The sequence below is a fragment of the Streptomyces sp. NBC_00353 genome, from assembly GCF_036108815.1.
In the GTDB taxonomy this organism is placed as follows: domain Bacteria; phylum Actinomycetota; class Actinomycetes; order Streptomycetales; family Streptomycetaceae; genus Streptomyces.
On record NZ_CP107985.1, the window covers coordinates 1,428,660 to 1,446,596 of the forward strand.

Here is a 17,937-nt window from a genome sequence, read left to right on the forward strand (position 1 = left end):
TCGCAAATATTGCCCGAGTGCCAAGGTGCAGGGGGGCCGACCTCGAGACATAGGAGCATATGCTCATATATGGGTGGCGACGATCCAGCCGCCGACTTCCCTGGACTGCACGCAAGGGGTGAACGGGTCGGCCGCCATACGGGCCGGCGCGACCCGTCACACCCTTGGGCGACTGACTCGTGTCAGCGGCCGGGGAAGCGCTGCTTGATCTCCTGGAGCACCCAGCCGTTGCCGTCCGGGTCGCTGAAGGTGGCGAAGGAGCCGTAGGAGGCGCGGTCGGGGTGCAGGCCGGCAATCCGCCCCTGCCCCTCGACCTTGTGGGTGACCTCTCCACCCTCGTGGCCATGGAAGAACAGGCCCCCGGCGTCGTGGAACACCTCACTCACCTCGATGCCGCGGCCGACGAGCTCCGCACGGGCCTCCTCGATGTCGAAGACGGCGAGGTACAGGCCCTGAGCCGAGCCAGGTGCGGCGGAGATCAGCCCCCGGCCGAACATGATCGAGCTCTCGGAGCCGGGCGGCGTGAAGTGCACGGCGCGGAAGTCCTCGCCGGCGGCCTTGTCGAGATCCAGACGGAATCCCACCTGCTCGTAGAAGGCCTTGGCCCGATCAACATCGGAAACAGGCAGCATGGTGACTTCGAACTTCATGTACATGTAAGGGTCCTTCTCTCTTGATGTCGGTGAATCTCACACCTGCGACTCACCGGTCCATGGGGACCAAGGGCGGCAGAGCAATTTCTTCTGACCGATCCCGGGTCACGGCGACGGATGCGTTCGCAGTCGTCGGCACGGATGCCGCCGGCTGTGAAGTGCTTGTTCACTCGCCCACTACGTGAGCGAACCGCCGAGTCGTCGAAGCCCTTGAGTCGTGCTTCCCGAGCGACTCGCATACCGTCACAGTTAGGACCGTAAGCCATTAGCTCATAACGCGCAACCCCCTGCAGAGAGGGTCGCGGCGAGCAGCTCGACGACGAACCGGTCCAAGACGCCTCGCCGCCATGCGCGAAACGGGTGCCGTCACCAGGCCGGACGGCAAGGGGTGACGCCGCTCTTCGCCCACATCCCGGCACCAGCACACCGCCCGACGCGGCCGCACGCGGCGTCGGGAAACATCGGACACAGGTGCGGCATCGAGGCACGGGTCACTGGGCGACCGGCCGGCCGAAGCGATCCGCCGACCCGCATCACAGGTACGGCGGCAGCCGCAGGCGGCCGCTTCCACGACATGCCGGCGAGCGCGCTGACGGAACCAGCGCCCCGGCGACCGCAGACGCCGCGCCCACGGCCAGGCGGCGCGTACTCGCAGCCGCGAGCACAGCCCGAAAGGTGAACGGCCCGCCAGTCCGGGGCGACCGTGTTCACCCCCACCGTCCAGCTCGGCGCCCCGTATCACCGCCATTGGTCACGGCCGCCCGGCCACGCGACGGGACGGGATGGCGGTCACCGAGACTGTCGCCCCACCGGACAGAGTGGGCACGTCGTGCCGCTCCCGATCCTCGCGCCGGGCGGGATGCCCCCTTGCTTCCACCACCACGGCTGCGCACACCCGGGCGCGGCCCCACGGTGCCCCGGCCGGGCAGAACACCACCATCGCCCATGCGGCCACACCGCGGCGGCGACCCGGCCGCGACCCTGCGGGCTCCGCTCCGCGCCCGGGGAGAGATGCTCATCTCACAGGAAGAGAATTGCGACCGTAATGGTTTCGGTCATAACCCCAAATGATTTAGCCTGCCTTCGAGGAAGGAGGACGACACGATGCCCCCGCGCACTACCGAGCGCAGCCCGCTGACCCAGCCGCCGGCGGTCGATGCGGTCCTGCAATTCGTCAACACGCACACCTCAGGCCCCCGCCAGCTGACGGAGCGCTTCTACAACGCCCAGACCATGCAGGCATGGCTGCTGGAGAACGGCCTGGCCACGCCGACCACCCACGTCACGGAGGCCGACGCGGCCGGTGCACGCGAGTTGCGCGACGCCTTGATCACCGTGCTGCTAGCTCATTCCGGCGATAGGGACATCACGCCCGAGATCCTCGCCGAGGCCGAGGAAGACCTGCACGGTATCGCCGCCCGGTATCCGCTGGTGACGGTCGTCACCGCCTCGGGGGCGTCCTTGGCGACCACGCAGACCGGCGTCCCCGGGCTGTTCGGCACCGTCCTGGCCAGCATCACCGAACTTGCCCAAGCCGACATGTGGAACAGGTTGCGGGCGTGCCGGCACCAGCCGTGCCACTTCTGCTTCTTCGACCGGACTCGGAACGGCTCTGCCGCCTACTGCGGCACGAAGTGCGGCTCTCGGGCATCCATGCGGGCCTATCGGCAGCGGAAGAAGGAACTGGCTGCCAACGCCGACCTGACCTGACCTGACAGGTACGGTGCGTCCTCTGCCCCTCGGAGCTCGTAACACGATCATGTGAATCGGTCCTGATGACCATGTCGTGGCCAGCATTTGGGGGGCGGGACCGATCACAGGGGGTTGTGTGAACGTGGTCTGGGCGACGACGTCGCCGGAATCGGGGCGGTTCTCAGCGGTTGAGAGGCGTTCGGACGTCAGTGGCCTCTCGGTCCGCTTCAGCCAACTGCGTGCCCGCGAGCACGGATACCTCGAAGTCCGGTTGGCGGACAGTGACTATCCTCTGCTTACCCTCGGCTTCCGAGGTGATCACGCGGTCGTCCATCGGTTCAGTGACGCTGAGACGGTTTCTCTTCTCATGGGAGACGGCGCCACTCCCTCGGACGCAGTGGTTGACATCCTGAACGTGGACGACCTGGCAGAGTTCACGGGTGACTTCGTCCTGAACATCGACCGCGCGTGGGCTCTTGTGCGGAACTTTATCCAGGCAGAGGCGCCCAACGATCTGGGCGAATGGTGTGCGCTGTAGCCGCTGCCTACACGTGACGAGGTCGATGACCGCGCGGCCGCACAACGGGTGTTGGAGCGGGTGCGGCCGGTACACGTGCTACTCGGCACCTCCACACGTACCTGGCAAGAAACACCGTCGCGCAGATGAAGTCCACCGATGCGGAACTACGAGCTCGCAACAAGGTCACGGATGGGCCTTCGTGAGGCGTCGCCAGCAGATCAATCCGCAGACCAACGAGACGAGGGCGTCGTGGAGTTCGAGGCGGCGCTCCCAGCGGACGGCAAGGCGTTTGAACTGGTGGAGCAGAGCGAGGGTCTACTCCACAACGTGGCGGAGCTTGCCCAGGCCGGCCCTGACATCCAAGATCCCGTTACGAGCTCTTGGAAGCCGCCGATGCCGAGGCCGCCCGTGCCACCGGTCGCGGTGCCGCCGGAGGGGTTGCCCCGCCCTTGCGAAGGGCCCGGATGGAACAGACGGCGCTGCCACTGCTCCAGCGTGAGGCCGTGCTTCCGGAGGACCTCCCGGAGCCGCTCCTCCTCGGCGTCGATCGCCTGGCGGATCTCCTCGCGGACGGGCGCGTACGCCTCGCTCGCCTCCCGGACCAGCTCGGCGTACCGCCGCTGCAACTCGTGCCATGCCTCGTTGGCGCGGCGCCGATGGCCGGGTATCCACCACCGGGCGTACGCCGCCCGCTCCCATATGGTCTCCATCTCGGCACTGACGCGGTCCACCGCTGAGGCATAGGCGAGGGCGGCCTCCCGCCAGCGCCGGAACTCCTCCGACGCGCAACGGACGCGCTTGCCCCGAGACAATCCGATCGCCTGTGGTCTCCGCAGGAGGAACAGGGACGGGAGCCGGGCACTGTACTGCCTGTCCTGGAGGAGAGCCCAGGGGAAGAACTCCTCGACATCCACCTGGCCATCGACAGGCTCCGTCGTCCCCTCAGACTCCAGCATCACCACCAGCTGCCGGTGGCTCACCAGTGAGGGAACCTCCGGGCTTTTCATGGCGCCTCCCCCCGCACCCCTTCCCACTAGGGTGCACACCGCACCGTCCCAGGGCAATGGCAGCGGCCCACCGGGCAGATCCTGGTACTCCAGCAGGACTTCTGGCGCTCATCAGCGCCAAGCTCGAGGCGTTGTAGAGCCACCCCGGGCCGACAACGTCGCCTGAGCGAAGCGTGGCGGGAGGGCGTCGGCGAATTTCTGACCTCCACACGAGGAACTCTGACGCCGGACCCTCAGCTCAACCGGAACACCGGGCCGTGCGGTGTGAACGGCAGAGAGGCACCCTGCGGAATCAGGAAGGCGTGCTCGCGCCGGATCCGCAGGGTGTCGCACCAGCCGTCAGTGATGACGAGCATCGGGGCCGTCGGCGGGAAGTCGTCGGCCCTCTGCAACAGGTCGATGCCCGGCTGCAGTTCGGTACCGCCACGGCCGCGCACCCGAACCCGGCCCGCGATCTCGGCCGGTGGCAGATAGCCGGCGTCGTACGGTGCCGCGTCGCAGAACACCACGCGCGCCGCGGGAACGTCGCGTGCCTCCGCGTACGAGGCGATGGCGCCGAGTGCCTTGCCGAGCAGGGTGCTGTTCATCGAGCCGGAGGTGTCGAGAACGACTCCGAAGGTGCAGCGGGCCGTCTCCTGAGGAGGGAAGTACCGGCCCGCGCGCGGGATGTCCGGTGTCGATGCCTGCCGCCGCGCCGGGCGGGCGTAGGACCGTACGGGCTCCGGTCGGGGGACGTACTCGTCGAACCAGCGGGCAAGCTTCGCATCCCACGGCACGGACGGGTGGGCCAGCGCCCGGATCTCCTGGATCAGCCCGGCCGGCAGCAGGCCTCGCTCACCGTACTGATGCAAATCGAAGCCCTGCACCAGGCCTCGCCGGTAGAAGTCGTCCAGGTCGGTGTACGGGCGGGCCTCCGCGTGCGGCAGCGCCTCGCCGAGGATGTCACCGGCACCCTTGCCGCGCAGGGTCGCGAGCCGCCGCTGTCGGCGCAGGTTGACCGCGATACGGTCGTACACCTCCTCTGCGGACAGGTCCCGCAGGTCCGGGTCGTACAGCAGCCCCTGGGGCATGTCGCCGACGCGCATCTGGACGAGCCAGCCGTTGACGACGTAGTCGGCCGCGACGTTGAAGAGGAACGGGTCGCGGCCACCACGGCGTTCGCCGTGGCGCAGCGCGGCGTGCAGCATCTCGTGGGCGAGGATGAAGCGCCATTCCTCGTCGGTGAACGTGCGCAGTGGGTTGATGTAGATCTCACCTGCGGCAGAGCTGACCGCGGCGATCGAAATGCCCTGCGCACGGGCCAGTTCGGCGTCGGCCACGACAGTGAGGCCCGCGGCGAGTCCGCCGAGCAGCGGGTACGAGGAGACGAACCAGTTCATGGCCCGGCCCCAGGGGCGCTGCGGCGCGCGCTCCCCGGTAACCCGGTCGAGGCGTCCGCCCGCCACGTCCATGGCGGTGGAGACGCTCCGAGTGAGGGCGTGCGCGAAGGCGGTCTCCCAGTCCGGGACAGAGGTGTTCCACGCCCTCCAAGTCGTGAGGACCTGGTCCGGGTGCCCGCCCGCAGTGCCGCAGAGCTCATAGGCGGCGGGGATGCCGTCGCGGCGCCAGCGGGCGGCGAGCTCTGCCTCGTCACCGCCGGGATAGGACTCCGGCAGGTGTCCAGGGGGACGGCCTATCGGGAAGGTGAGCAGAAAGCGGTTGACGACCGTGCAGCGGGCCGCGAGGTCGAACCGGTCGGGCTGCTCGCGCGGGTCGTCCGTGGCGGCCGGCACATGCCCGAAGCCCAGATGCAGCAGGCAGTGGGCAAGGGCCCAGGCCCATTCGGCCGGATCCGCCCGCTTGTTGGGGTGGAGGTGGACGGTGCCGTTGGAGGTGACGGCGGCCAGTCCCCCGGCCGGGGTCAAGGCGCACTTGGCCTTTCTGCAGACGGAAGCCTCGACAGCGGCGAAGGCCGGGTTCCGCTTGACCATCGCGAGCCCCGCCGCGAACGCCTCGGCGGCCGGGTCGGACGCGCCGGCCTTGCCGTTTGCCCCGCCTGCCGTGGTCTTCATCGCCGGGCCTCGACCAGCCTGGGCATGTCACGTGCCGCCTCGACGAGGAACCAGGCGGGCAGTACCGGCTGTCCGTCGGCGTCGTCCGCGATGACAGTCTGCGCGACCTCGACCGAGATCTCGGCAAGCTGCACGAGCAGCGACTTGGCCCGGTAGGAGGTCTGCCGCATCGACGCCGAGACGTGCTCCTTCTGCCGTGGCAGCTCCTTCACCAGCCGTCCGCGGAACGCCTCGGCCAGGTAGTAAAGGAGGTCACGGTCCTCGAGCCGGGCTGGCCAGGAAGCGTCGCCCTTGAGGATCGCTTCGATGCCGAAGGTATGGCGCACGATCTTCGCGTAGCCGCAGAAGGAGACGGCATGTGCCGGCGTCAGCGTGCCGTGCACGATCACCTTCAGCGTCTCCTCATCGATGTCCGGTCCGAAGGAGTGCAGGGCGTCGGAGAGCATGTGCCAGGAGCGGGGCGTGGAGAACGGCTCCTCAGTCTTGGGCGGCTGCGACCACAGGTGGTCGGGACGGTCGATGAGGTAGTCCGTCACCCAGGGGTGGATGCCGTTCTCCCCCGCCCAGACCAGCCAGTCCGCTGCCGATGCCCGCAGATGGACATGGGTGAGCCGGTTGACCAGAGCGGACGCGATGGGCCTGGCCAGCGCGTTGTCCGTGGCGCGGTTGCCGGCCCCGATGACGATCGAGCCGGCGGGGAGCTCGTACGAGCCGATCCGCCGGTCCAGGATCAGCGAGTAGAAGGCCTTCTGGACGTCGGGGGTGGCGGCGTTCAGCTCGTCGAGGAAGAGGCAGTACGGTTCGTCGCGGGCGATGCTCTCCGGCGGGCAGAACACGGATCGCCCGTCACGGATCTGCGGCACGCCGATCAGGTCCTCCGGTGCGAGCTGCGTCCCGAGAAGACTGACGCACTCCAGTCCCAGCGACTCGGCGAAGCCGCGTACGAGCGACGACTTGCCGATGCCGGGCGCTCCCCACAGGAACACGGGCCGCACGGTGGCGAGCCCGAGCAGCAGGTCTGGAATCTGGGCGGGAGTGACGGTGACGGCAGCCTGCACGCGGAGGTGTTCCTTCGGGACGTGGGAGTTCGAGCCCGCTCAGTATGGGAGCCCCCACGGACCGCCGCAGCCGAATATCGGGCCGGTCGGTGCAGGGACGGCCGTACGAGGGGCGGCCGGAGTCCATCCCGTCATCCCGAGTAGTAACCCCAGCGGGCCAGGCCGTCCTTGCCCATGTAGCACTTCGCGGGCCGCCCGTCGACGGTCGTCGCGGTGGCGCCCACCGGGGAGCAGGACTGCCCGAACCGGGCGCCCCCCTGGCTGCTGCCGCCGCCCGAACTGCCGGAGGATCCGCCGCCGGTGGTGCCTCCACCGGTCGACGAGCTGCCACCGGTACTGCCTCCGCCGGTGCTGCCTCCCGTGGTGCCGCCGCCCGAAGTGCCGTACGAGGGCTCGGGGTCGGCCTTGGGCTTTGGTTGGGGCTTCGGCTTGGGCTTCGGCTTGGGACTCGAGCTGGGTGCGGTGCACGGGTCACCGGGGCCGATCAGCCACAGGGAGACCCGCGTCCACGTCGAGACTTCGGTGCCGGATTCCGGCTGTTGCCGGCACACCTGCCAGGCGGCCAGGTCAGGTGCCTCGCCGTCCAGTTGCTTGCCGGTATGGGCGTGGAGAGGGACCGTGCGAGCGAGGCCGAGCTCGCCCAGGGCACTCGAGGCATCGTCGAACCGTTCGCCGACCAGGTCCGGCATGCCGATCCGGCGCGTGCCGAGCAGCTGCGTCGGGCACTCCTCCCGCTCCGGGACCGCGTACAGAGTCAGTGTCCTGACGGACGGACGGACCGTCTCGCCGCGGGCGGGCATCTGGAAGCAGACCCGCCAGTCCGCCTCAGTGCCCGTCACCGGCCGGAAGGCGGAGGAGGCATCGGCTGCCGACACGCGCAGCCACGAATGGTCGCCGGCCTCCGCCACGGCTGCCGACAGGGAGAACCCTTCGAATTCGGGGACGGTCAGGCTGCGGTCCGCACGCGCCTCCGCCGCGGCCTCCTTCTCGCCGGACCCCGTGCCCGCTCCCCCACCGGAACCGGCACCGGTGAAGAACAGTACGGCCACCGCCACGGACATCAGGACAGGATGCCGGCGCACCCACGTCAGGATCCGCGTCCCGCGACCGGGACGCAAGGGAGAGCCGGGAGGCAGGAGTTCCCCCGCGGCTTCGAGGAGCTTCCCCTTCGGGTCGAGCTTCGAGCCGTGCAGCTTGCGTTGCTTCCCGTCGACAAGGATCTCGACGGAGTCGAACAGGCCATACGTGCCACGGAAGATCCTCAGCGGCTCCGTCACTCGGATCGCCTTGGGCGACAGGATGTTCCGGAGGAGAATAAGACCCTTCCCGGTCAGCGCTGCGTATCCCCAGCCGTCGTGGTACAGGGCCCGGACGAACTCCCCGGATTCCAGCTCGTCGAGCAGTGCCTTCTTGCCGACGTCGGAAAGCGAGACGGACTCGCCGGCCACGACCGCGCCGATGCGCGAGTCGCCGGTCAGAGGCCCGGGCACGAGCCTCCCGGTGCGCAGGAGCAGATCGCCGGACACGTCGATCCGCGAGCCCCACAGGCTTGCACTCCGGCCGTCCACGGACACGTCCACGCGCCGCGGAGAGCCGTACGCGGGGCGCAGTACCGCCAAGGGCCTCGGAACACGCGTCGCAGCATTCCCGTCCAGGAGAATGAGGGCGTCCTCGGTGAGCGCCGCGTGCCCTGTGTCCCGGCGGTACAGGGCCAGAACCGACTCCCCGTCCCCGAGGACACGGAGCAGAGTCTCCGCTTCACGGGTCGGGAGCCCCACGGCCTCATGGGCCGCCACCTGCACGGTGCGTGAGTCGTTTCGCAGGAGACGCTGCACGGAAGTCTCGGACATGCTGGGATATTAACGACCCCCCGTTCGAGGACCGGACACGGGTACGGGATCCCCGCACCTCCTCCGGCCTGCCCCAATTCCACGGGACCTCGACCGCGCCTGCCGCCCTACTCGAAGAACTTCAGGCTCCAGCCGGTGTCGGCGGTCGGGCCGCGGACGCCGGCGCGGCTGTAAGTGGTGTTGCCTCACCAGGCGAACGTGCCGGTGTACCAGTACCGGTTCTCCCACGCGTACGGCGTTCGCTTCGGAATCGCGTGGAACATCAAGGGAAAATTCGGGCCGACGGGCGGGCTGGTGTCGATGTCGCCGTTGAGCAAAACGAAGCTCTGGTGACCGGAGCCGTTCACGTACAGCACCGCAAACTGGATGAACCGCGGCATCCCCTACAAGCAGGGTGCGTACGCCTCCGACCCGTACGACGACCACACGTACCGCACCGACTGCTCGGGCCTCGTCTCCATGATTTGGCACGCCGACACCAGTTACACCACCACCTACAGTCTGCCGAGCGTCAGCAGCACCATCTCGAAATCCGACCTCCAGCCCGGCGACGCGCTGTACACCCAGGACGGGCATGTGGTGCTCTTCGAGAAGTGGGTCGACAAGGCGGCCGGCAAGTTCTCGTACATCCACGAGGCCAACACCAACGACGACATGATGCGTGGTCAGGACTACCTCATCGGTGGTACCGACGGCCGCATCGCAGGCCACGTCGCCTCCGGCCATGTCGCCCTGCGCTACGACAAGGTCGTCAACGGCTAGGGCGTGTCCGACGGGTCGGAGTTGATCGGTGGGTTCTCCACCGGATACCGGGCACACGCGTCCGATCCGCCATTGAACGTGTTCAGTAATGGGCCTAGGGTGGCGGCGAAATGCCTGCGGATGCTTGTAGCGCGACTTGCGTGGGCAGGGCCGGGTCGGGGGTCGAGATGGCGCAACTGTTGGGCAGACGTGAAGCCAACCGGGTGGGGGCAGCGCCGTCGTCGGTATCGATGGCTGTGCTGTGTGTGGTCATTACCGCGTTGGCACTGGCGTGGACCGGACGGCTCGCCGGTCTCCCGACGGGAGGGGCGCTGCTCCCCCTCACGCTAGTGGTCGGGCTGCCAGTGCTGTTGGGTGCGAGCGCGCTGCTGACCGCCGCATACATCCTGCCGACTGTCGCCCTGGGGCATTGGTTCGCGCGGCTCGCAGGGCACGGGAGAAGGTGGTGGTGGGTGGCGGTCAGCACAGCACTGGGGCTTCTGCCCGCAGTCGGCCTCCCCACGATGGCCCGAATGTCGCAGAGCGGGATCCATGAGTGGCGACAACTCGCCGTGGACGGGTTGCTGTTTGCGGGTGTGCTTTGGGCCGCTACGGCGCCGGCCTCCTTTGCCGTCCACATGACCGTGCTGCGTGAAGACGCAGGACGTCCGGTCCGGCCAGTTGGTGACATCCTCCTCTGGGGGACGCTCGGGTTGTCTATCGAACTCACCGCGTTGTTGGCATGCCTCTGAGCCGTCGCCGAACCGGTGTCCGGGTATCGAGCCCGCTCTGCATCCGAGATCTTGATGGCGCTCTGTGAAACCGGCCAGGTGATGCTCATGTCCTACCCAGACGTGTTCAGTGGATCTCCCCACTCGTGCTTCGGCTGAGGGATGCAGCGCGTTGGACAGCACGGCTACGCTCATGGTGATCAACACGGGGTAGAAGGAGGTGCGCGAGTGGATCTCACTGGACGCACGGTGGTGGTTACCGGGGCCGGGCGTGGATTCGGGCGAGCGTTGGCCTTGAAGGCAGGTCGGTTGGGGGCGCGCGTGTTCGTGTCCGCGCGTTCTCTGGCTGCGGCCCAGGGAGTGGCCGATGAGGTGGCGACCGACAGTGGGGCGAAAATTGACGCGTTCGCCTGCGATCTGGCTGACCCGGCCTCCATACGGGCCTTCGCGGATGGAATCACCGCCCACGCCGACCGGGTGGATGTTCTGATCAACAATGGCGCCCGCTACCTGGAAGGTCCCGATCTGTGGGACGCCACCGACGACGCGATCACCGACACCATCGCCTCCGGAGCCACCGGCACAGTGCTGACGGTCAAACACTTCCTCCCGCTGCTACGCGCCTCTGTTGGTGCGGACGTGGTCAACCTGGTCTCCTCGGCCGCGGAAGCCCGAAACCACCGCTCCCAGGCACACCCCGCGTTCTACGCGGCCAAAGCCGCGCAGTCCGGCTTCGCCGACATCCTCTCCCACCGACTCCGCCCTGAGAGCATCCGTGTCATCTCGCTCTACCCGCCGGACTTCATGGACGGCGACCCACTCCACTCCACCTGGGATCACGCTTCCCGGACTGCAGGCGACCCGCTGACCGCCCAATCCGTGCTCGACTGCGTCCTGTTCGCGATCGGCCAGCCGCGAGACTGCTTCATCCGCTCCTTCCACTTCGAGCAGATGTAGGCGTCCGCCCAGACCCAACGCCACCAGTGCGGACGATCGCCCCTACTTGCTTACCAGGACAACCACCTGAGCAGCGCGAGCGGCCCTGGCCGTTTTCAAGGCTCTGTCCGCAGTTTCGTGAGCCCCGTTCAGAAGGACCGGTAGATCCTCTCGGGATCGTCGTGAGCCCATGCCGCGTACTCCTCAAAGCCCAGGTTGCCGATGCTCAGGTTCGCGTGGACGTCGTGGATCCCTGCGGGGAGGGTGCGGAACTCGCGGCCGAACTCGGTCAGCTGCTCGTAGTCCTCATCGTCCACGCACTCCTCCCGCGTCATCGTGGTGACCGCCAGCAACGCGTGGCTTTCGGCCTGCATAGTTGTCCGGTCGGCGAGAAAGACAACTGCCAGGTCGTGGTCGGCGCTGACCACAGTCAGCACCTCGTCAACGGTCGCCCCTGCCCAGGCCGGATCGTCTATGAAGTGGACGTGTGCCTCGTACTGCCTGTCCCCCGCCGGCTCCATCAGCGCCGCCGCCACGTCCTGCCACGCCTGGTCGTCCTGGTAGTCCGTCCTGACGACCAGGGCATCGAACTCATCACGGCCGGTGACGGCGGGCAACGTTCTCATGGATCCTTCTCCTCGGTGACGATCGGTGAGCCGTGCCCGACTGTCTCATGGACCGTTTTCGAGGATGCGGGTCCGGAGGAGTTCGAACGAGGCTCGGCCATACATTGCTCTCTTGAGGGTTCTCACCCGATTCACGTGGCCTTCGACCACCCCGGAGTTCCATGGCAGGGCAAGTCCGGGGATGACGGCGTCGAGATCCTGGCGGAGGAAGCCGGCGAAGCCCTTCATGGGCTTCGGTGCGTCCCGCTCGGCCGGCCTGATGGCTCCGAGCATGACCCACCGGACGATGGCATAAGGTTCCCGCATGCAACTGGACGAGGGCCGAAGGGCAGCCGAGGCCGGGGACTGGGTAGCTGCGGGGCACGCCTTCGTCCGGGCCGCAATGGAGGGCAGTACGGAGGGCGCCGAGCTGGCGGTCCGGGTGACCGTCGAGCTTGTACCGCTGGCCGATGGTGGGTCGGCGGAGGCCGCCGCGCTGCTCGCCGGGATCTACTTGGAGTACTTCGACGAGTCGGCCCTGCCCATGGCTGTGCGTTATGCCCGTGCGGCGGCCGAGGCCGGCCTTCCGGCGGGGCAGCGCACCTATGGGCACATGTTGGTGATGGGTCTGGGCGTCGCAGAGGACCGCGCGCGTGCCGCCGAGCTATTCCGGGCGGCCTCCGAGGGCGGGGACGCCTACGCCGTGTTCAACCTTGCCCAGCTGGTCGACGACCCTGACGAGTCCCTGCGGCTGTTGGAGGCTGCCGCACGCGAGGGGATCGTCGCCGCCGGTGCCCTCCTCGCCGACCGGCTGTCCGCTCTGGACCGGGACGAGGAGGCGCTGGGGTGGTACGTCTGGGCGGCCGAGCGCGGGCATACGGGGGCGATGAACGCCGCCGCCTGCTGGTACCGCGACGGCTTTGGCACCACGCCGGACCCGGTGCAGGCAGTGCGCTGGTTCTTCGTCATGCTCGCCCACGGCGACGGAAACGGTATCCATGAGGCGATCCAGCTGGCGAAGGCCGGGACACTGGACGAGGAGCAGATCCGCGACGCCGGGCGGCTCGCCGGCGATCCTGGGGCGGCGGAGGCCCTGATCGGCACGGCTCTGGGCGGCGGCCGAACCTGAGGAAGTGTTCAGCCAGCCATGCCTTGATCCGCCGGACAGGTCCTTGGCCCCTCCCGGCATGCTTGGCACCGTCCGGTCCGCACCCTCGCGGCGTTGGCCGGAAAGTCGGGACAGCCTGTGAATGGAACGCCATCCCCTGGCGATCCGCGTGGTCACGGCGCGAGTCTGGTCCACTTACCTCACGCGGTGCGGAAGGCGCCTCGTCAGCAGGTCGGTCGACCAAGTCGGCGATCTTTGAACACTGGGCAGGCGGCTCTGCCAGGTCGTCCTCGTCATCGAGCACACGCCGGGTACTGCCACGGCATGCTTCCCAGGAGCAACGAGGGCGAGCGGCGGGTTTGTCGGAAGCATTGCGGGTAAGGCGGTGGTTGTTCCTGAAGTCGACCACAGCAAGGTGTGAGTAATCATGGCTGCCAATGAGAAGACCCAGGCCAAGACCGAGCAGGCCAAGGGCAAGATCAAGGAAGCCGCCGGCCGCACCGTAGGCAACGAGCGCCTCACCGCCGAAGGCCGTATCGACCAGGCCAAGGGCGACGCCCGCACAGCCAAGGAGAAGGCAAAGGACGCCTTCAAGCACTGACCCGCACCACACCGCGTGGCCTCCCCCGGACCGCGCTGTGCGTATGGCCTGGCATCCCGTGCCGGGCCATACGCATGCCGGCCGCGGAGGCGGAGCAGCCGAACCCGGTGAAGCGTTCGCCATTGCCGGCTTTTCAGCAAGCCCAGACCCGCGCCGGCGCACCGGACAGCTCGGCGAGAACGCGGAGCGTACACGCACGCGTGCATGCCTGACGGGCGGATTGCGGGGCAGACGGTGGAGCACCGGGAGGGCCGAGCCCCCGGCCGACCACCACTGCCGCCACGCGGCGCCGAATACTGGGAGCCCCATGCCTACCGCCCTGCCGGAAAGACCGGTCCAACGGACCACGGAGTGCCATGCCGCCGCTCGGCCCGGCCGGTCACCCGCTCTGACCAGTGGCAGTGCCCGGGCCGTCGCCCGGATCGGTCTGCTGACCGTCTGTCAGGCCGCGCTGATGGTGGGATTCGGGCTCCAGATCACCGGCCCCGCCAGTGAGATACGGCCCCTGAGCAGTGAGGACAAGGTCAACGAGGGCTTCGGCCACCTACGCACTGGGCCGCTCGCCAACGCGTCGTTCATCGCGTCGGACAGCTTCCCGGCCGCCGACAGCGCGGACACCGGCACCCCGGTGGAGTACTTCACCTTCCGCCGCGCCGAACTCCGCTTCGCCTCGGTGCAGCCGCGCGAGACCGACGCCGATCCGGTGCAGCCGGGCCGACTGCTCATCGCTGAGGTCAGGCCAGGGGCCCTGACCGTATTTCGGCCGTCGGGGGGCGAGTAAATGGGCACCGCGACCCGGGTCCCGCAGACCCGTGACATGGCAGGCGACGAACTCTCCGCCGACGAGGCACTGGCATCGCTGCGCCGCTACGGTCGCTGGCCACTGGTGCGGGACTCCTTCGTCCGCTTCCGTTACGCCGACGGCTTCAGCCACGCCCGCGCGCTCGCCCTCCAGACCGTTCTCGCCGTGATTCCGCTCGTCATCGCCTTCGTCGGGCTGTCCGCCTCACTTCACACGGAGAACGTGGGGAGGCTGGCGGAACTGACGATTCACCGCATCGCCGCGGGACCGAGCTCCGAGGTGGTGGACGACGCGCTCAATCGGAGCCGGCAGCGTGCCGGGGAAGGTTCTCAGCTCACTCTCTGGTTCGGCCTGGCTTTCTCGCTTGTGAACGTCACGACGGCGATGTGCCAGATCGAACGCGGTGCCAACCGGATATACGGCGTCGAGCGCGACCGCCCCTTCCATCAGAAGTACTTCCGGGGCCTGGTGATGGCGCTGGCTGCCGGCATACCTCTGGGCATCGGGTTCATCCTCATGGTGGTCGGCGGCGACCTCGCCGCGGCTGCCGTGACGGTCTACGGCCTCGGCGACGGAGCCCGGAACTCCTGGGATCTACTGCGATGGCCGTGCGGGCTGCTGCTCGCGCTCATCTCCGCGAGCGCGATCTTCCGTCGCTCCCCGCGTCGCAGGCAACCCGGCTACACGTGGCTGGCGTTCGGGGCAGCCCTCTACCTGGTGCTGTGGACCGCGCTGACCTGGCTGCTCAGCCTCTATCTCTCGGTCAGCGGGTCCTTCGACACGGTCTACGGCCCCCTGAGTGCCTTCATGTCGCTGCTGCTCTGGGCCTATCTGACCTCCATCGCTCTCTTTCTCGGGCTGTCCTTCGCCGCGCAGTTGGAGGCCGTCCGAGCCCTGCGGCCCGGTCCTGTCCAACCCGATCCGGGAGCATGAATGGTTGTGCGAGTCACTGCCCTGCGGCTTCGTGAGCGCAGCGCCCGGGCAGCCGACCGCAGATGCGGCGTCCACCTGCTCGGCGCCGCCGCCGTCGCCGCGCTCTCCTCGGTGCCCTTCGGTCTTCCGCTGGTCCTCGTCGAGGGCAGATGGGGCCCGTTGCGCACCATGGACGTGCGTGCGGCGCGGCGGCCGCACGGCACCGGGCTCGAACACCCTGCGTGGACGAGTGCCCTCCGCTTCCTGTCCGACTGGGTCTGGGACCCAGCGACGCTGCGGTGCGTGGTCGCGCGGCTGACGGCTTGACTGGTCTACCGCCGTGCCTGGCGGCTGACTGCCTGGTCCGGCGTGACGGCGGTGGCCGGCGGACTGATAGGACTGCTGGTCAAAACGGTGGTCGAGCGGGCCAGGCCCTCTTTGACGGACCCGGTGGCCCAGGCACCGGCCTTCTCCTTCCCCTCGGGCCACGCGATGACCGCCACCACCTCGTTCGCCACCCTGCTGCTCGCGCTGCTGCCGCTGGTGCCCCGTGGCGGACAGCGGGCGTGATACTGGTGAGCTCGCTTATTCAACTGTCGCGAGTTCCTCAGGTCACCGCGTCCATTAGCTGCAGAGAGTGACGTTCGTTCTTGGTTGGCGGGTGCATCGGCGACGGTTGAATTTGCGAGCTCACCAGTGTGTAACCCCGGTAGGAGCCGCAGGAGCGAGGGTGCGGGACTCGGTTGTCACACCCCGAGTCCCGCACCCGCTTCCTGTCTCGCGGGCGCGGGGCTATATCAGGTCGATGCGTTCCTGGGCGATCGGGTAGCCGGCCCTCGCGAAGTGGGCGGCCATCGGGACGTTGGTCTGGTCCGTCCCGGCCACGATACGGTCCATGCCCTCGTCGGCGAGCTTGTGCGTGGCCTCGACGAGCAGGTCATAGGCGTATCCGTGGCCGCGGTGCTCGGGCACCACGCCGATATAGCCGATGAGAGGGTCTCCGTAGTGGCGGCCGGGGACGCTCAGGCCGACGAGTTCCCCGGCGGGGTTGTAGGCCAGGCGCCACCACTCGCGCGGGCTCGGCAACCAGCGCAAATAGTCCAGTTCTTCCTGGGCGGCCGCCTCCAGCCCGGATGCGGCGATGGTGCGGCGCACATGGGCGTCGAGACTGCCCTGGTGGATACGGCGGAATACGTCGAGGACCGCCGCGTCGTCGGGCTCGGGACGGAATTCGAGGCGGCCCGGGCGCACGGGCACGCCGCAGTCCGGCGTCCAGCGGTAGCGGAAGCGTTCGACCAGAGGGGACAGACCCGCGGCGACGGCCGCGTCGATCCGGGCCTGTGCCTGCTCCCGGACTGCGGGAATGTCACGCCAGCCGGGCGGCAGTTTGAGGGAGTACTGGGCGTACAGCGGTGAGGTGCGGAGCAGTTGTACGGCCGCACCGGCGTCCGTGAAGTCGAACCAGTCCAGGGCGACCGGGTTGTCGTCCTTCGGCCCGGCCCACCAGGCGGCGCGCGCGACGACGACGCCGTCGCGCAGGGCCACCCACGTCCACTCGGGGCGGTACTCACCGGCGGCGGCCATCCCACTGTAGGTGTCGCCGAAGGCGGCAAAGCCGACCAGACCGGGATCGGGCAGAGACTCGAAAAGTGCTTCCTCGCCCGCGGCGAGGGGGCGGATGAGCAGATCGGTCATGTGAGAGGTCCTTTCGGGAAGCGACGCGCTCCCGTTCAGATCCTCGGCGCCCTCGGAACGGGGTGGGAGCACATGAGAGTCAGCTGGCTCACGGTTCCCACCTCCTTTTGCAGTCGAGGACGCGAACGCAGCGTAACAGCGTGATCGAATCGCCGACAACAGCAGCCGTCCAGCCGCGCGCACCACATCTCGACCCGCCCGAACGGGACTTGGGGTACTCACTGGTGGGCTCGCGTTCTCAACTGTCGCCAGATCCCCGTGGAACCCAGCCCGTTGGTGACCGTTTGTGATCTCCGGCTGCGTAGCGGCTCCACGTTCCGCCGGTCTCGTTGAGGAGCCGAGTGGTGGTCTTGTGGTGGTAGCCGAGGGCGTCTGCGACGACGGGGGCGGGCATCTCCAGGACTTGCTGGCGGATCGCTGCGGTCCGGACGGCGGTCGTGGAGATGCCGAGGTCATTGAGCTGGCTGGAGAGACTGCCTGGGTGTAGTGGCTGGCCGGCACGTCGGCCGGGGAAGACCCAGCGGGAGTCTCGGTTGGTCGCGGTGTTCATGTTGTCGCGGCTGTCGATCCAGGTCAGGAGGAGTTCGGCGAACGGAGCGGGCACCTGCGAGGCAGGTTCGCCCAGACGTGGCAGGACCTGGTCGTTGTCGTGGACAATGTCGTCGATGGTCAGGTGGACAACTCGGCTGCAAGGTGTCGACATGACCCTGACCTTCGTCCGCACCAAGCAAGCCGACGCCGCTCGACTTGCGCAATGGTCGCCCGTCGCTCTCGGCATCCCGACTACCCGCCCTCAGCCCGAATAACCGGCAACTCCCCGTGAGCGTCAGCAGTGATCACCAATGCGAGATCACGCTTGGGAGAGGACCTCCGCTCGCAGACGCTCGTACTCGGCGCCAGCAGACGGCTCGTCGTCGAAGTAGTCCTCCCAGAAGCATGGGCGCTGCCATTCCTTCGGCGCCAGTGTCACCTGGC

The 17,937-nt window shown here is 68.3% G+C and carries 17 protein-coding genes and 2 pseudogenes; 10 read left to right on the forward strand and 9 right to left on the reverse strand.

Annotated elements, in window-relative coordinates; all coding sequences use genetic code 11:
- Positions 1-182: 182 nt before the first annotated feature.
- On the reverse strand, positions 183-656 hold the full coding sequence (locus tag OHA88_RS06930; RefSeq protein WP_328624683.1) for a VOC family protein: 474 nt from the start codon (positions 654-656) through the stop codon (positions 183-185).
- A gap of 1,101 nt (positions 657-1,757) precedes the next feature.
- Between OHA88_RS06930 and OHA88_RS06935 the strand changes: the two genes are divergently transcribed.
- Both OHA88_RS06935 and OHA88_RS06940 read left to right on the forward strand, forming a co-directional pair.
- Positions 1,758-2,363: a CGNR zinc finger domain-containing protein gene (locus OHA88_RS06935; RefSeq protein ID WP_328624684.1), complete on the forward strand. Its 606-nt coding sequence runs from the start codon at positions 1,758-1,760 to the stop codon at positions 2,361-2,363.
- A gap of 118 nt (positions 2,364-2,481) precedes the next feature.
- Complete coding sequence (locus OHA88_RS06940; RefSeq protein WP_328624685.1) at positions 2,482-2,883, forward strand: hypothetical protein; 402 nt, start codon at positions 2,482-2,484, stop codon at positions 2,881-2,883.
- A 200-nt stretch (positions 2,884-3,083) separates the two neighbouring features.
- Here OHA88_RS06940 and OHA88_RS44540 read toward each other — a convergent pair whose 3' ends face one another.
- The 5 genes and pseudogenes from OHA88_RS44540 to OHA88_RS06965 all read right to left on the reverse strand — a co-directional run.
- Positions 3,084-3,872 (reverse strand): hypothetical protein, encoded by a 789-nt coding sequence (locus OHA88_RS44540; protein ID WP_443044186.1) that lies wholly within the window; start codon positions 3,870-3,872, stop codon positions 3,084-3,086.
- A 233-nt stretch (positions 3,873-4,105) separates the two neighbouring features.
- Positions 4,106-5,923, reverse strand: coding sequence for a vWA domain-containing protein (locus OHA88_RS06950; RefSeq protein ID WP_328624686.1), 1,818 nt, complete (start codon positions 5,921-5,923; stop codon positions 4,106-4,108).
- Positions 5,920-6,981 (reverse strand): ATP-binding protein, encoded by a 1,062-nt coding sequence (locus tag OHA88_RS06955; protein WP_267008868.1) that lies wholly within the window; start codon positions 6,979-6,981, stop codon positions 5,920-5,922. The genes OHA88_RS06950 and OHA88_RS06955 overlap by 4 nt, the downstream gene beginning before the upstream one ends.
- A gap of 131 nt (positions 6,982-7,112) precedes the next feature.
- On the reverse strand, positions 7,113-8,831 hold the full coding sequence (locus OHA88_RS06960) for a PASTA domain-containing protein (protein WP_328624687.1): 1,719 nt from the start codon (positions 8,829-8,831) through the stop codon (positions 7,113-7,115).
- Between the two features lie 107 nt (positions 8,832-8,938).
- Positions 8,939-9,184, reverse strand: a pseudogene (locus tag OHA88_RS06965) (hydrolase); the annotation flags it as partial.
- A gap of 13 nt (positions 9,185-9,197) precedes the next feature.
- On the opposite strand from OHA88_RS06965, the gene OHA88_RS06970 reads away from it, so the two are divergent.
- The 3 genes from OHA88_RS06970 (at position 9,198) to OHA88_RS06980 (ending at position 11,260) form a co-directional block, all read left to right on the forward strand.
- Complete coding sequence (locus OHA88_RS06970; RefSeq protein WP_328624688.1) at positions 9,198-9,593, forward strand: hypothetical protein; 396 nt, start codon at positions 9,198-9,200, stop codon at positions 9,591-9,593.
- Between the two features lie 167 nt (positions 9,594-9,760).
- Positions 9,761-10,324, forward strand: a complete 564-nt coding sequence (locus OHA88_RS06975) for a hypothetical protein (protein ID WP_328624689.1) — start codon at positions 9,761-9,763, stop codon at positions 10,322-10,324.
- A gap of 207 nt (positions 10,325-10,531) precedes the next feature.
- The gene (locus OHA88_RS06980; RefSeq protein WP_328624690.1) at positions 10,532-11,260 is read left to right on the forward strand and encodes an SDR family oxidoreductase; all 729 of its coding nucleotides are present in this window, start codon (positions 10,532-10,534) and stop codon (positions 11,258-11,260) included.
- Between the two features lie 128 nt (positions 11,261-11,388).
- Here OHA88_RS06980 and OHA88_RS06985 read toward each other — a convergent pair whose 3' ends face one another.
- Positions 11,389-11,865 (reverse strand): DUF6924 domain-containing protein, encoded by a 477-nt coding sequence (locus OHA88_RS06985; RefSeq protein ID WP_328624691.1) that lies wholly within the window; start codon positions 11,863-11,865, stop codon positions 11,389-11,391.
- 304 nt (positions 11,866-12,169) lie between these two features.
- Between OHA88_RS06985 and OHA88_RS06990 the strand changes: the two genes are divergently transcribed.
- The 5 genes and pseudogenes from OHA88_RS06990 to OHA88_RS07010 all read left to right on the forward strand — a co-directional run.
- Positions 12,170-12,973 carry a tetratricopeptide repeat protein gene (locus tag OHA88_RS06990; RefSeq protein ID WP_328624692.1) on the forward strand — a complete coding sequence of 268 codons (804 nt, stop codon included), beginning with the start codon at positions 12,170-12,172 and terminating at the stop codon, positions 12,971-12,973.
- Positions 12,974-13,379: 406 nt separating this feature from the next.
- On the forward strand, positions 13,380-13,553 hold the full coding sequence (locus tag OHA88_RS06995; RefSeq protein WP_267008860.1) for a CsbD family protein: 174 nt from the start codon (positions 13,380-13,382) through the stop codon (positions 13,551-13,553).
- A 307-nt stretch (positions 13,554-13,860) separates the two neighbouring features.
- Entirely contained in the window at positions 13,861-14,334 is a 474-nt protein-coding gene (locus OHA88_RS07000; RefSeq protein ID WP_328624693.1) for a hypothetical protein, read from the forward strand.
- Positions 14,335-15,288, forward strand: coding sequence for a YihY/virulence factor BrkB family protein (locus OHA88_RS07005; RefSeq protein ID WP_328624694.1), 954 nt, complete (start codon positions 14,335-14,337; stop codon positions 15,286-15,288). It begins immediately after the preceding gene.
- Positions 15,289-15,819, forward strand: a pseudogene (locus OHA88_RS07010) (phosphatase PAP2 family protein); the annotation flags it as partial.
- 240 nt (positions 15,820-16,059) lie between these two features.
- Here the strand turns inward: OHA88_RS07010 and OHA88_RS07015 are convergent.
- Both OHA88_RS07015 and OHA88_RS07020 read right to left on the reverse strand, forming a co-directional pair.
- A complete protein-coding gene (locus tag OHA88_RS07015) occupies positions 16,060-16,962 on the reverse strand; it encodes a GNAT family N-acetyltransferase (RefSeq protein ID WP_328624695.1) in 903 nt (300 codons plus the stop codon).
- A gap of 238 nt (positions 16,963-17,200) precedes the next feature.
- Positions 17,201-17,665 carry a hypothetical protein gene (locus OHA88_RS07020; RefSeq protein WP_328624696.1) on the reverse strand — a complete coding sequence of 155 codons (465 nt, stop codon included), beginning with the start codon at positions 17,663-17,665 and terminating at the stop codon, positions 17,201-17,203.
- Between the last annotated feature and the right edge of the window lie 272 nt (positions 17,666-17,937).